The following is a 13,210-nucleotide window of genomic DNA, read 5'->3' as shown; positions in this document are numbered from 1 at the left end:
CTCGATCTGCGGGAGAGGCGTGCCCGTGGTTGTCCGGAGGCTGAGACGACCGGCGATTTCTTCAGCGCGCCTGCGACACGAAGGTTTTGGTTAATTTTGTCCTGCTAGCTCTGCTTCAATCTTCTCTGACAGTGGATTCGGGACCCCCCATGGCTTTCTTCTCCGGCAAGTCGGCTGATCGCGTGCACAACCTCTTGATGACCGAAGTCTTCGAACGCAATCGCGATGCCATTCTGGTGATGTCCGAGGGCAAGATCATCGCGTGCAACGAAACGGCAGTCCGTTTCGGCGGCTTCCGCAGCAAACAGGACCTGCTGTCACGCTCGCCCGCCACGATGGCGCCGGAGTTCCAGCCGAACGGCAAGCGGTCCGCCGACATGGTGCGCGAGATGGACGCCAAGGCCAGGCGCGAGGGCCATGCCAGCTTCGAGTGGACCACCAAGCGCGCGGACGGTAGCCCGGCCCTGGTGCAGATCACGCTGGTGCCGACGCAGATCGAGGGCCAGACCTACGTCATGAGCTTCCGCCGCGATCTCTCGGATCTGGTCGCCGCCCGCGAGGAGAAGACGCGCGCGCTGGACCGGATCGCCAAGGATTTCGAGACCAGCGTCGGCGCGATCGCCAATGCCATTTCCGGCGCGTCTCGCGAGGTGGAAACGACGGCCGCCTCGCTGACCGCGACTGCCGACCAGGCCGCGCAGCGTGTGGCGCTGGTGGCTTCGGCGTCCAACTCCGCCTCCTCCAACGTCCAGTCGGTGGCCGGCGCGACCGAGGAGCTGTCGAGCTCGGTCAGCGAGATCAACCGCCAAGTCGCGACCTCCTCGACGATCGCCTCAGAGGCGGTCGAGGCCTCGTCGCGGACCAACGACCTGGTCAACAGCCTGGCGGATGCCGCGGCCAAGATCGGCGCCGTGACCGACATGATCAACGCCATTGCGAGCCAGACCAACCTGCTGGCGCTGAACGCGACCATCGAGGCGGCGCGCGCCGGCGATGCCGGCCGTGGCTTCGCCGTGGTCGCCTCGGAGGTGAAGAGCCTGTCGAGCCAGACCGCGAAAGCAACCGACGAGATCTCGGCCCATATCAGCGCCATGCAGCGCGCGACCAGCGACACCGTCGCGGCGATCCAGGGCATCGGCGGCACCATCGGCCAGATCAGCGAGATCGCCAAGACGATCGCGACCGCCGTCGACCAGCAGGGCCACGCCACCCAGGAGATCGCGCGCTCGGTCAGCCAGGCCGCCAGCGGCACCCGCGAGGTCGCCACCAATATCGGCTCGGTCAGCCAGACGGTGGAATCTGCCGGCGGCGCCGCCCGGCAGATGCTCGGCGCAGCCGGCCAGCTCGCCAGGCACGCCGACGAGCTGCGCAGCAAGGTGAAGGACTTCCTGGGCGCCGTGCAGGCGGCGTAGGGTCACGATCGCTGGTCAGCTGTCCGCGATCAGACCGGCTCCGCGACGCCGTCGCGGAGCCGGTGTTCGAGACGTGGATCGGATTTTGAACGACGCCGATTGCGGCGCTGCTTGGCCGTGAGCTGAGACACGGCCAGCCTCACCAACCGCTGTCGTCCCGGGCAAGCCGCAGCAGCGCAACGCGCCGCGAAGGCGTCGACCCGGGACCCATACTCCGCGGCGAGGGTTGGTAAGAGGAGATCGGAGCCACGGGCGTGCCGCCACACGGCACCCTGCGGTTATGGGTCCCCGCTTTCGCGGGGACGACAGCGGAGATTGGGGCGCCGTCGCGGGGTGATCACTTGCGTGATCAAAAGCGCTACGTCGACGACACCGCCGGCTTGCGGCCGTAGATCGCATCGGCGCGCTTTTCGAACGCCGCCGACATCCGCGCAAAGACCGTATCGAACATCGAGCCCATCAGCATCGCCAGCATGCGGCTCTTGAACTCGTAGGCGATGAAGAACGTCACCTCGCAGGCACCCTGCTCGCGCGGCTCGAAGCTCCAGCGGTTCTCGAGGCTCGAAAACGGCCCGCTGACATATTCGACCAGGATCTTGCGCGCCGCACGGTCGAGCGTGACGCGGCTGGTGAAGGTCTCCTTGACCAGCTTGAACGATACCGTCATGTCGGCGACGACGACTTCGGTGCCATCGGGCTTCTGGCTGCGCTGGCGCACCGCCAGCCGCTCGCACAGCGGCACGAATTCAGGGTAGCGCTCGACATCGGCGACGAGGTCGAACATCTGCTCAGCCGTGTGCGGTACGCGCCGCTTGTTGGAAAATCTCGGCATCTCGTCTCGATCAGCGCGCGAGCGCGTCGCGCGCTGCCTTCAGCTTGGCGAAATCCTCGCCGGCATGATGCGAGGAGCGCGTGAGCGGACTCGCCGACACCATCAGGAAGCCCTTGGTGTAGGCAACGGTCTCGTAGTTGGCGAACTCCTCCGGCGTGACATAGCTCATCACGGCGTGGTGCTTCTTGGTCGGCTGCAGATACTGCCCGATGGTCAGGAAATCGACCTCGGCCGAGCGCAGGTCGTCCATCACCTGCAGCACCTCGTGGCGCTGCTCGCCGAGGCCGACCATGATGCCGGATTTGGTGAAGATGGTCGGGTCGATCTCCTTGACCCGTTGCAGCAGCCGGATCGAATGGAAGTAGCGGGCGCCCGGACGAACCGAGAGATAGCGCGACGGCACGGTCTCGAGATTGTGGTTGAAGACGTCGGGCTTGGCCGCGACGACCTGCTCCAGCGCACCGTCCTTGCGCAGGAAGTCGGGGGTCAGCACCTCGATCGTGGTGGTCGGGCATCTCGCGCGAATGGCGCGGATGGTCGCGGCGATATGGGCGGCGCCGCCATCGGCGAGATCGTCGCGGTCGACCGAGGTGACGACGACATGGGCGAGGCCGAGCTTGAAAGTGGCTTCCGCGACATGCTCGGGCTCACCGGCGTCGAGCGCAGCCGGCAGGCCGGTCTTGACGTTGCAGAAGGCGCAGGCCCGCGTGCAGGTGTCGCCCATGATCATGAAGGTGGCGTGCTTCTTGTCCCAGCACTCGCCGATGTTCGGGCAGCCCGCCTCCTCGCACACCGTCACGAGGCCGTTCTCGCGCACGATATTGCGGGTGTCGGCATAGCCGCGGGTGGTCGGCGCCTTGACGCGAATCCAGCTGGGCTTCGCCGGCGAGATGGAATCCGGCCGGTTCGCCTTTTCAGGGTGGCGCGGGCGCAGCGGCGTGTTCGAGAGCGTGTCGACGATGGTGACCATGGGGACCTGGCAAACCTCTGTTGCGCCCTAGCTATTCCGTGGCGGGGCGCACCGCAACCGGCTGGCCGAGGATACCAGGGCATGGCAGATATGGGCAGCGCGGAACAGCGCTCATCGCGGCGGATTTTCTCGAGAATGGCGCAAAAACCGGCAAAATCCCCCGGAGTTTCACGGCCTCGGCCGATGGCCGCAGGCCAACGACTCACACGGGCGTTCTTCGCCCGCGACGTGCTGGAGGTCGCGCCGGAGCTGATCGGGGCGACGTTCCTGGTCGACGGCGTCGGCGGGGTCATCGTCGAGGTCGAGGCGTATCACCACACCGACCCAGCGGCGCATTCGTTCCGCGGGCCGACGCCGCGCAACCAGGTGATGTTCGGCCCGCCCGGCTTTGCCTATGTCTACCGCTCCTACGGCATTCACTGGTGCGTGAATTTCGTCTGCGAGGCCGAGGGCTCGGCCAGCGCGGTGCTGATCCGGGCGGTCGAGCCGACGCTCGGCGTCGACGAGATGCAGCGGCGGCGCGGGCTGGAGGATGTCAGGGCGCTGTGCTCGGGGCCGGGTAAACTGACAGGGGCGATGGCGATCACGATTGCGCACAACGGCCTGCCGCTGGATCGTCAACCGATCGAGCTGTTCGCACGCCCGGCCGATGTCGAGATCGTCACCGGCGTCCGCATCGGCATCACCAAGGCCGTCGAACTGCCCTGGCGCTTTGGCCTGAAGGGCTCGCGCTTCCTGAGCAAGCCCTTCTCTCCGTCATCGCGAGGAGCGTAAGCGACGAAGCGATCCAGGCTACGCGCGGGACCCTGGATTGCTTCGCTGCGCTCGCAATGACGACGGAGAGAGCGGAGCTACCCCACGCCCTGCAGCCGCGACAGCGCGTCCTGGAACTTGGCCTTGCGGGCCAGCGCCGCCTCGCGCTTCTCCTTCTCTTCTTCGACGAGCTCTTCCGGCGCGTTGGCGACGAACTTCTCGTTGCCGAGCTTCTTGTCGACGCGCTCGATATCGGCGTCGGCCTTGGCGATTTCCTTGGCCAGGCGGGTGCGCTCGGCGGCGAGATCGACGACGCCCTTGAGCGGCAGGGCCGCAACCTCGCCACGCACGACGAGCTGAGCAGACCCCTCAGGCGCGGTGTCGGCGAAGGAGATGTCCGACAGGCGCGCGAGTCGTTTGATCACTTCGCTCCAGCGCGGCGCGCGCTCTTTCGTCTCGGCGGACGCTCCGACCAGCGCAAGCGGCATCAGGGTCGCGGGCGGGATGTTCATCTCGGCTCGGACCGAGCGGATCGCCGTGACGAGATCGACCACCCAGCCGATCTCGGCCTCGGCAGCCTCGTCCTTGAAGCTGGCGGCGTTGAATGCGACCAGGACCGGCGGCACCAGCGGATCGCCGAAGCTCGCCGCCGACAGGGCGGCGATCTCGGCGACGGTCGGCAGGTCCGTGCGGTGCGGCCAGGGCGACAGGGTCAGCAGGCTGTCGCGCTGGGCGGTCGATTCCCACAGCGCCTCGGTGATGAAGGGCATGAAGGGATGCAAGAGCTTGAGGATCTCGTCGCGCGCCCAGGCGACCATGGCGCGGGTCTCGGCCTTGGCCGGGCTGTCCTCGCCGAGCAGAGTCGGCTTGGAGAGCTCGACATACCAGTCGCAATAGACGTCCCAGACAAAGCGGTAGATCGCGTTCGCCGCATCGTTGAAGCGATAGGCCTCCAGGGCCTCGGTGACCTCGCGCGTGGCAGCGGCGGCCTCATGGGCGATCCAGCGGTTGAGCGTCTCCTTCGCGGACGCCGGATCGAAGCCCTCCGGCACCGTGCAGCCGTTCATCTCGGCGAAGCGGCTAGCGTTCCAGAGCTTGTTGGCGAACTTGCGGTAGCCGTCGACGCGCTGGGTCGACAGCTTGATGTCGCGTCCCTGCGCGGCCATCGCCGCGAGCGTGAAGCGCAGCGCGTCGGCGCCGTGCTCGTCGATCAGTGCCAAGGGATCGATGACGTTGCCCTTCGACTTCGACATCTTGGCGCCTTTCTCGTCACGGACGAGCGCGTGGATGTAGACGGTCGAGAACGGCACCTCCTTCATGAAGTGCAGGCCCATCATCATCATGCGGGCGACCCAGAAGAAGATGATGTCGAAGCCGGTGACCAGCACGTTGGTCGGGTAGTAGCGCTTCACCTCCGGTGTATCGTCCGGCCAGCCGAGCGTCGAGAACGGCCACAGCGCCGAGGAGAACCAGGTGTCGAGAACATCTTCATCACGCGTGATGAAGCCCGCGCGCTTGTTGCGGTCGAGCGCCATCTCGCGGCCCTGCTCGGCGGTGATGACCTCCTGCTCGACATAGTAGCCGAGCGCGTGGGACACCGCCTCCTCCTCGGTCTCGGCGACGAACACCTTACCGTCGGGTCCGTACCAGGCCGGGATCTGATGGCCCCACCACAGCTGGCGCGAGATGCACCAGGGCTGGATGTTCTCCATCCACTCGAAATAGGTCTTCTCCCAGTTGCGCGGCACGAACGTCGTCGCGCCGGACCTGACGGCTGCGATCGCCGGCTGCGCCAGGGTCTTGGCGTCGACGTACCACTGGTCGGTCAGATACGGCTCGATGACCACGCCGGAGCGGTCGCCATGCGGCACCATGTGGGTGTTGGGCTCGACGCGCTCGAGGAAGCCGAAGGTCTCCAGCCGCTCCAGGATCTTCTTGCGCGCGGCGAAGCGCTCGACGCCGTGGAACTCCCGTGCGAACTCCTCGGAGCCCTCGGGCAGCCCGCGCAGATAGTCCTCATTGTCGACCAGCGCGACGCAGCCCTCGCGGTCGAGAATGCTGATCTGCGGCAGGCCGTGGCGGCGGCCGACCTCGAAATCGTTGAAGTCATGCGCCGGTGTGATCTTGACCGCGCCGGTGCCCTTCTCCGGATCGGAATAGGTGTCGGCGACGATCGGGATCTCGCGGCCGACCAGCGGCAAGATCACACGCTTGCCGACGAGATGCTGATAGCGCTCGTCATCCGGATGCACGGCAACCGCGCTGTCGCCGAGCATCGTCTCGGGACGCGTGGTGGCCACCACGATGAAACTGGTCGGATCCTCGGGGCTGAACGTCTTGCCCTCGATCGGATAGCGCAGGTACCAGAGGTTGCCCTTGACCTCGATCTGCTGCACCTCGAGATCCGAGATCGCCGTCAGCAGCTTCGGGTCCCAGTTGACCAGCCGCTTGTCCTTGTAGATCAGGCCGGCGCGGTGCAGCTCGACGAACACCTTCACGACGGCCTTGGACAGGCCCTCGTCCATGGTGAAGCGCTCGCGGCCCCAATCGCAGGAGGCGCCGAGGCGCTTGAGCTGGTTGATGATGGTCCCGCCGCTCTCGTCCTTCCACTGCCACACGCGTGCGAGGAACTTCTCGCGACCCATCTCGCGGCGGCCCGGCTGCTGGCGCTCCATCAGCTGGCGCTCGACCACCATCTGGGTGGCGATGCCGGCATGGTCCGTCCCCGGCTGCCACAGCACGTCCCGGCCGCGCATCCGCTCGAACCGGCACAGTATGTCCTGCAGCGTGTTGTTGAGCGCGTGCCCCATGTGCAGCGAGCCCGTCACGTTCGGCGGCGGAATCACGATCGTAAAGGGATCGGCGTCCCGGCGATCGGGACGGCCGGCGGAGAATGCGCGCGCATCCTCCCAGACCAGGGACATGCGGCCTTCGAGGTCGGCGGGCTGATAATTCTTGTCGATCATCACATTTCCAGCGGGCACAGGGCCTGCCGTCCAATTCATCTATCGCGGAACTCGTCTCGGCCTTCGGTCGCGGCCTGAAAAAGCTCACGCAAGCTGTTGGGACTTGACTATTTTTCGACTGATGCCCGGTCCGGGATCGCGTTCTCGGGAGAGCACGCTGCGATCCGCCGGGCCTGCATCAGCTTGAACGGGCTAGAAAGCCGCCACGAGCCGCCAAGTCAACAGCGGCGGCGAACATTGATGGCAAACGGAGACACCGCCAGCCCTCTTGCGCGAGGAACCGGGTCGCGAAAACAGCCGGCCTGCGTCAGGAGACAGGCAGCCCGCGCGCCAAGATCCGCCGCTAGCGGCCGCGCGAGACCCGCTCGATCTCCGCCTTGACGATGCGCTCGACCAGGGCCGGCAGATTGTCATCAAGCCACGATTTCAGCATCGCATCGGCCGCAGCATTTCCTTGACCAGGTCCTCGAGCGTCCGGGCATTGTTGCTCAACACGGTATTGGCGAGCGCATTGAACGCGGACTCCACGGCGTTCACCGTGGACGGCGCAAGGATCGGCTGCTTCGGCGGCATGGGCTCGAAGGCCGATTCGAAAGCCGGGGCCGCTGCAGGCTGCGGCGCTTTACGGGCAAGACGTCCGGATTCAATGAACTCTATATCGTCCTGCGGCTCGACCTTGCGGAAGGAAGCCGCTGCGGGGGCTGGAGCGGGGGTCGGTGGGGCCACTGCCATGTCGTCCGTCAACTCAAGTACTTCAGGTTCGGGATCAGGCTCAGGTTCAGCCGGCGGAGCCTCGGCCGCCGGCGCAGTCGTTTCATCCAAACCCGCCAGCAATGCGTCAATGTCGTCCTGGCTGTTACTTGCGGGCGCCGGCGTGGGCGCAGGGGCCGGCGGAGGCGCAGCCTTCGCCGGAGCCGCTGCCGCAATCTTCGACGGCGGAACGTCGTTCATCACAGGCTTCGGTGCCGGCGCAGCCGGCTTCTCGGCCTTGGGGGGCTCAGGTGCAGCAGCTTTTTCGGCCGCCGGGGGCTTGGCCTCATCATCGGCAATAATCCGCCGGATCGACGCCAGAATCTCCTCCATCGAGGGTTCTTGGACCTTTGCAGGCTGCGTCATTTCCGACTCCAAATCAGCGACGCCGCCGCACGCGTCGTCTTAGCGCGAATGCAAAAAGCGCCGGATCCAAGTGGCTCGGACTTCGCTGTGGTCATGCCGACTTGTCCCAGACGCGGCCTCAATCGATGCAAACAACGGAACGATACTGACCAGATCGGAGACTATTCTTAGAACAACATCCGACGCACTGCGAATCGTTCCGCGGCCATTTTGAGGCTATGTCATGGCAACATTTGAATGCAAGCAACGGGCGCCCGCAACCGGGGGAGCACGGAAATTGACGGAGAAGCATCGCCCGCCGACCACAACCTGAGCATGTGCCACAAACGCAAATCCCTCGGCCAATGGCCGAGGGATCAAGAATTGAAGTTAAGATCCGACTAACGGCCGTCGGGAGTGCGGACGCCAGCCCAGCTGTCACGAACCTGCTGGTAGTGCACGCTTGGATCATAGGTGGTCGTCGGCAGGTTCAGCACCTGTGGCGACAGCCGCCCGACGGTCTGCAGCACCGAATAGGATGCGACCACCCGATCGTGCTGGGCGTTCACCAGCGAGTTCCGCGCATTGACCAGCGCCTGCTGAGCGTTGAGGACATCCAGCGTAGTCCGCTGGCCCGCCTTGGCTTCCTCGCGCACGCCGTTCAAGGCGATCTCGGAGGCCGCCACCTGGGCCTGCGCCGACTGCACCTGAGCCTTGCCAGCGAGCAGCTTGCCCCATGCCGAGACCACGTCCGAACGCACCTGATCCCGGGTTTGCTCGAGAATCAGACGCTGCTGCGCCAGCGATTCCTTGGATTGGCGAATGAGCGAATACTCCGCTCCACCATTATAGATCGGGACGTTGAGCGAGGCGACCGCCGCCGCGCTGAACCCACGATAGGACTGGATGCTCGACTCATAGGATTGCTGGGCCTGGGCCTGAACGTTCACCGTCGGCAGCAGCGCACCTTCCTTGATCTTCGTATCAAGATACTGGACGTCGATGCCGTACATCGCCGAGGTAACGCTCGGGCTTTCCGTGAGCGCGGTCTGGATCGACTGTTGCAGCGTCGGGGGCAGATACCGGTCGACCGGAGAGCCCGGCGCCAAGTTCTCCGGATCATTACCGATGATGCGGCGGAAATTGGAGCGCGTCGCCGTCAGATTGGACTCGGCTGTCAACTGCTGCGTGCGTCCGGCAGCAAGTTGCGCCTCGGATTGCGCCACGTCCGTGCGGGTGACCTCGCCGACGTTGAATCGATCCCGTGTCTGCTTCAGCGTCTGTTCGAGCACGCGCGTGTTGCTGCGCTGGACCTCGACGATCGCGGCGTCGCGTAGATAGTCCATGTAGATGGTCGCCGCCTGCAGCAGCACCTGCTGTTCGAGAACGCGGAGCGCCTCGCGCTGCGCCGACACGCTCGCTTCCGCCTTGCGGACACCGTTCGCGGTCTGCTGACCGTTGTAGAGTGTCTGGTTGACCGTCAGGCCAACACTTCGCGGCCTCTGTACCCCGTGGACCGCTGGAGTGGCAGGTGCCGCTTGCAGATCCGTGTACTGAATGCCCGCTGTGGCATTTAAATTAACTTTCGGGCGATATCCAGAGAGCGCCTGCGGGACGCCCTCATCGATCGCACGAGCTTGAGCCCGCGACGCGTTCAGTTGCGGGTTGTTCTGATAGGCCCGCACCAGCGCAGCCTCGATCGTGTCGGCCAACGCGGGCGCCGGGCCCGCGCAAGCCATCACGAGGACCGCAGCCGCCGCCGCGGTGACGAGCTTCACCCCAAACATCCCTGTTCCATTCATTGTTGTCACCGGCTCGAACGCCAAAGCCGGGCCGTAAACCTGTTAGAGACTCCCGCGCACCTCACACCTTATTCCCCATGCCTGCGCAACGGAACCTCTCTGCCCGGAACCCATGCGGAAAACTGTCGACGTGCAGCATCCAAGCCACACTTCTGATTTGAAACAGATTTTCGCCGGCCCGCAGCCGTGAAGACGACCAAAAGCCACCGTCGCACCAGCGGATCACAGCCCGGTGCGGCTCGTCCACAGGGAACCGCAGGATTCAGAAAACGAACTCGGGAACCTGTTCGAGACCAGGGAGGATAGGAGCCGCAGCGTCGAACAAGGTCCTGCTGCCCACCTCACCATGGGATCGCGTAAAGATGATGGCACGGGCCGGCTTGGTCTTCGCGGAGACGCCGACTAGACGGCCGCCCTCCTTGAGTTGGCGGCACAGCCCATCGACCGCGATCTCGGTGGCCCCGTTGAGCAGAATCACGTCGAAGCGACCATCGGCCGGATCGCCCTGCACGGCTGGCGCGACGCGAACAGAAACGCCTGCGATGCCGGCCAGCAGCTGCTTCGCGCGCCCCTCGAGAGCGGGGTCCGAATCGGTCGCGACCACGCTGGCCGCGAGCTTCGCCGCAAGCGCGGCAAGGTAGCCCGTCGCGCACCCGACCACGAGCACGTGATCGGTCGGCTTGATCTCGGCGGCCTGAAGCAGCTTGCCCGTCAGCATGGGGGTGATGAGAAAGCGTTGGGCCGGGCCGGCTTCCGACACATTGAGATTCTGGTCGAGATAGGCCAGCGCCTGACGGTCCAACGGGACGAAGTTTTCGCGCGGCACCGTCAGCATCGCATCCAACACACGGTGGTCGGTGACGTCGTTGGTGCGCACCTGGCCATCGACCATTTTCTGACGCGCCGTCGCGAAGGGGAGCATGAGCAGACCTGCAAGCAAAGAGGATGAACCGCGAACGATCTGCGCACCCTTTTGGTACAAGGTCGGTGAAAACGCAACACGCGGATCGTCCGGATACACCGCGCACATCGTCAGACCATGGGTCAGACCTCATGATCAGACGACGGCTCTGGCGCCGCATCGGCATGGCGGCGCATGCAGAGCTTCGAGTCGGACCGAGCGTCCCGCCGGCTCATCGGCGAACGCCGCAATCGCATGTCTTCGAGGTCGCGTCGGATTGGATCCCGGAGCATGCGCGGGCGCCGACTCAATGGATCGGCGGACCCGGGCGGAGAATGTCAGTCGTTTTGGCCGATCCCCTTGAGTCGAGGGTTACTCGATCACAACCGCCAGGCGGCCGAGCAGCTGCGCAACCTCATCCAGACGTTCCGACTCACCGCGGCTGACCGCATGGACCAAGCGCGACAGGCACTCGTCGTCGGAGAGGCGCTCCATCGGGTCGGGAATCAGCGATGGTGACGACACGCCTTCGGCGGCGTGAAAGGGGGTGTTCGACATCTGAAACGGCTCCATGTCCGAGGCAGCGGCAAGTTCCGGCCTACTATCCGCAGCCGATTGCGCCGATTCTAGTGAAATTCCTGTCACCCAATTGTGGGCGACAGCTGCCCATCAAGCGTTCACACCATGGATAAACCCATGATTTTCCGTGTTTTTGGCCTCGGCGCGACAATCGTCACAAAGATGCGATTTGGTTCTAGGCAAGGCCAAAAGGCTTTGTTATACGCACCCCGCTCGCGAGGCATTGCTTCGCCTGTTCCTCGGTAGCTCAGCGGTAGAGCATTCGACTGTTAATCGAATGGTCGCTGGTTCGAATCCAGCCCGGGGAGCCAATTCGGCCGATGCCGAATGGCTCGCTTAGACAATCCAGCCCAAGATCATCTGACAGGTAGGTCGCTCGAACCGGCACGTATGCGTCGCGCATTCCGTGCCGCAGTCAGGCTGCTCGCAGCAAGACCCGGCCCGCGCAACTGCCTTGACGTCACCGATTCGGTCGGGCAAGCGACCAGTCCAGCTCCAAGGCAACATCAGCCATGCCCATCTCCGATCACCTGAGAGCCGTCCGCAGCAAGGTCGGCCACGATCTGCTTGCGACCACGGCCGTCTCGATCTCGCTGTTCGATGACCAGGGCCGGATCCTGCTCGGCCGCGACGCGGAGACGGGCCATTGGACCTTGCCCGGCGGCGCCATCGATCCGAACGAGCATCCCGCCGACGCCGCGACGCGCGAGTGCTTCGAGGAGACTGGTCTGCTCGTCCGTCCCCAGCGCCTGCTCGGCGTCTTTGGCGGCCCCGAATTCCTCATCCGCTATCCCAACGGGGATCTGACCTATTACACGGTGATCGCGTTCGAGGCAGCCGTCATCGGCGGTGCGCTCGCAGCCGATGGCGACGAGATCGCGGCGCTGCGCTTCGTCGACAAAAAGGAGTGGGAAGCGCTCGATATCTCCCCCTCGAGTCGCATCATCTCGCGCCGGGCGTTCGAGCGCGATACCGTCCCCTATTTCGTGCCGGCCTGTTGGCGGCCCGAAAGCTGATTCTCCGAGACCATCGCCGTTGGATCCACTCGCCGCGCTCCTGATGCTGCTCGCCGGTCTGCTCCACGCGAGCTGGCACGCGATCGTCAAGAATGGCAGCGGCCTTTCCATTCTGGCCGGGATGGGTCTGGTCAGCAGCGCCGTGACTCTGCCGTTCCTGTTCCTGGTCCCGATCCCCGCCCTGACGACCTGGCCGATCATCCTGGCGTCGCTTGTGCTGCATGCGGCGTACAAAGCAAGCTTGGCAGTGACCTATGGGTCAACCGAGTTCGGGCGCGCTTATCCGATCGCCCGCGGCTGCGTGCCGCTGTTTGCCGCAGTATTCGCCTGTCTGGCGTTGCAGCAGCCGCCGCACCTGGGACAGGTGATCGGTATCGCGCTCATCGGTCTTGGCATCGTCGGCCTCGCGCGAGATCGCGTCCACGGCTCGATCGATCGCCGCGCGTTTGCTGCTGCTGTTCTCGCTGCTGCGATGGTTGCTGGTTATTCGGTCGTTGATGCCGCCGGGACGCGCCAGGCGGCCGGATGGGCCTCGTTCACCGCATGGATCATCGTGCTCGACAGCCTGGTGTTCCTCCTCGTCGCGACGATACGACGCGGCCCGGTCCTCTTCGCCGAGATTCGCACGGCCTATGTTTCGGTCGTGATCGCCGGGCTGCTGGGTCTGACATCATTCGCAGTATTCCTCTGGGCGCTGAGCAGGAATCCGGTCGCCAACGTCGTCGCGTTCCGCGAATGCAGCGTTCTGTTTGCCACCCTGATCGGGATTGTCGTCCTGAAGGAACGGGCGACGCCCTGGAGGGCGACCTGCGCTGCGCTGATTGCGTCGGGCCTCGTATGGATCGCAATGCTCAAGACCTGATGCGCAGCGCTTCGGCGCAATC

The 13,210-nt window shown here is 65.0% G+C and carries 10 protein-coding genes, 1 tRNA gene and 1 pseudogene; 5 read left to right on the top strand and 7 right to left on the bottom strand.

The genetic code is table 11. The annotated features are described in order from the left end of the window. Positions 1–149: 149 nt before the first annotated feature. Positions 150–1,412, top strand: coding sequence for a methyl-accepting chemotaxis protein (locus ACVIJ6_RS29440; protein ID WP_456775576.1), 1,263 nt, complete (start codon positions 150–152; stop codon positions 1,410–1,412). 358 nt (positions 1,413–1,770) lie between these two features. On the opposite strand, the gene ACVIJ6_RS29435 is transcribed toward ACVIJ6_RS29440, so the two are convergent. Then, on the bottom strand, positions 1,771–2,244 hold the full coding sequence (locus ACVIJ6_RS29435) for a type II toxin-antitoxin system RatA family toxin (RefSeq protein ID WP_456775575.1): 474 nt from the start codon (positions 2,242–2,244) through the stop codon (positions 1,771–1,773). Between the two features lie 10 nt (positions 2,245–2,254). Next, a complete protein-coding gene (lipA, locus tag ACVIJ6_RS29430) occupies positions 2,255–3,214 on the bottom strand; it encodes a lipoyl synthase (RefSeq protein WP_456775574.1) in 960 nt (319 codons plus the stop codon). A 183-nt stretch (positions 3,215–3,397) separates the two neighbouring features. Here lipA and ACVIJ6_RS29425 point away from each other — a divergent pair, with 183 nt between their 5' ends. After that, the gene (locus ACVIJ6_RS29425; RefSeq protein ID WP_456775573.1) at positions 3,398–3,988 is read left to right on the top strand and encodes a DNA-3-methyladenine glycosylase; all 591 of its coding nucleotides are present in this window, start codon (positions 3,398–3,400) and stop codon (positions 3,986–3,988) included. A 77-nt stretch (positions 3,989–4,065) separates the two neighbouring features. Here ACVIJ6_RS29425 and ACVIJ6_RS29420 read toward each other — a convergent pair whose 3' ends face one another. The 5 genes and pseudogenes from ACVIJ6_RS29420 to ACVIJ6_RS29400 form a co-directional block, all read right to left on the bottom strand. Continuing rightward, positions 4,066–6,933 (bottom strand): valine--tRNA ligase, encoded by a 2,868-nt coding sequence (locus ACVIJ6_RS29420; RefSeq protein ID WP_456775572.1) that lies wholly within the window; start codon positions 6,931–6,933, stop codon positions 4,066–4,068. A 343-nt stretch (positions 6,934–7,276) separates the two neighbouring features. After that, positions 7,277–8,049: pseudogene (locus ACVIJ6_RS29415) on the bottom strand (PopZ family protein). 380 nt (positions 8,050–8,429) lie between these two features. Further along, the gene (locus tag ACVIJ6_RS29410) at positions 8,430–9,815 is read right to left on the bottom strand and encodes a TolC family outer membrane protein (protein ID WP_456777108.1); all 1,386 of its coding nucleotides are present in this window, start codon (positions 9,813–9,815) and stop codon (positions 8,430–8,432) included. A 277-nt stretch (positions 9,816–10,092) separates the two neighbouring features. Continuing rightward, positions 10,093–10,752, bottom strand: coding sequence for a protein-L-isoaspartate O-methyltransferase family protein (locus tag ACVIJ6_RS29405; RefSeq protein WP_456777107.1), 660 nt, complete (start codon positions 10,750–10,752; stop codon positions 10,093–10,095). Positions 10,753–11,103: 351 nt separating this feature from the next. Further along, the gene (locus ACVIJ6_RS29400) at positions 11,104–11,289 is read right to left on the bottom strand and encodes a hypothetical protein (RefSeq protein ID WP_456775571.1); all 186 of its coding nucleotides are present in this window, start codon (positions 11,287–11,289) and stop codon (positions 11,104–11,106) included. 257 nt (positions 11,290–11,546) lie between these two features. On the opposite strand from ACVIJ6_RS29400, the gene ACVIJ6_RS29395 reads away from it, so the two are divergent. From ACVIJ6_RS29395 to ACVIJ6_RS29385, 3 genes are all read left to right on the top strand, one after another. Next, positions 11,547–11,621: transfer RNA gene (locus ACVIJ6_RS29395), tRNA-Asn, on the top strand. Between the two features lie 201 nt (positions 11,622–11,822). After that, the gene (locus ACVIJ6_RS29390; RefSeq protein WP_456775570.1) at positions 11,823–12,326 is read left to right on the top strand and encodes an NUDIX hydrolase; all 504 of its coding nucleotides are present in this window, start codon (positions 11,823–11,825) and stop codon (positions 12,324–12,326) included. Between the two features lie 19 nt (positions 12,327–12,345). Beyond that, positions 12,346–13,188: an EamA family transporter gene (locus ACVIJ6_RS29385; RefSeq protein WP_456775569.1), complete on the top strand. Its 843-nt coding sequence runs from the start codon at positions 12,346–12,348 to the stop codon at positions 13,186–13,188. Positions 13,189–13,210 lie beyond the last annotated feature (22 nt).

This window comes from Bradyrhizobium sp. USDA 4369 (genome assembly GCF_054056435.1).
Note: the sequence above shows the minus strand (reverse complement) of the source record. Positions and strands in the feature narration are given on the sequence as shown.

What these genes read in the sequence shown, in the direction of transcription:
- ACVIJ6_RS29420 (WP_456775572.1), bottom strand. Translation starts at nt 6,933, where the DNA reads ATGATCGACAAGAATTATCAGCCCGCCGACCTCGAAGGCCGCATGTCC.
- ACVIJ6_RS29405 (WP_456777107.1), bottom strand. Translation starts at nt 10,752, where the DNA reads ATGCTCCCCTTCGCGACGGCGCGTCAGAAAATGGTCGATGGCCAGGTG.
- ACVIJ6_RS29425 (WP_456775573.1), top strand. Translation starts at nt 3,398, where the DNA reads ATGGCCGCAGGCCAACGACTCACACGGGCGTTCTTCGCCCGCGACGTG.
- ACVIJ6_RS29435 (WP_456775575.1), bottom strand. Translation starts at nt 2,244, where the DNA reads ATGCCGAGATTTTCCAACAAGCGGCGCGTACCGCACACGGCTGAGCAG.
- ACVIJ6_RS29410 (WP_456777108.1), bottom strand. Translation starts at nt 9,815, where the DNA reads ATGTTTGGGGTGAAGCTCGTCACCGCGGCGGCGGCTGCGGTCCTCGTG.
- ACVIJ6_RS29440 (WP_456775576.1), top strand. Translation starts at nt 150, where the DNA reads ATGGCTTTCTTCTCCGGCAAGTCGGCTGATCGCGTGCACAACCTCTTG.
- ACVIJ6_RS29390 (WP_456775570.1), top strand. Translation starts at nt 11,823, where the DNA reads ATGCCCATCTCCGATCACCTGAGAGCCGTCCGCAGCAAGGTCGGCCAC.
- lipA (WP_456775574.1), bottom strand. Translation starts at nt 3,214, where the DNA reads ATGGTCACCATCGTCGACACGCTCTCGAACACGCCGCTGCGCCCGCGC.
- ACVIJ6_RS29400 (WP_456775571.1), bottom strand. Translation starts at nt 11,289, where the DNA reads ATGTCGAACACCCCCTTTCACGCCGCCGAAGGCGTGTCGTCACCATCG.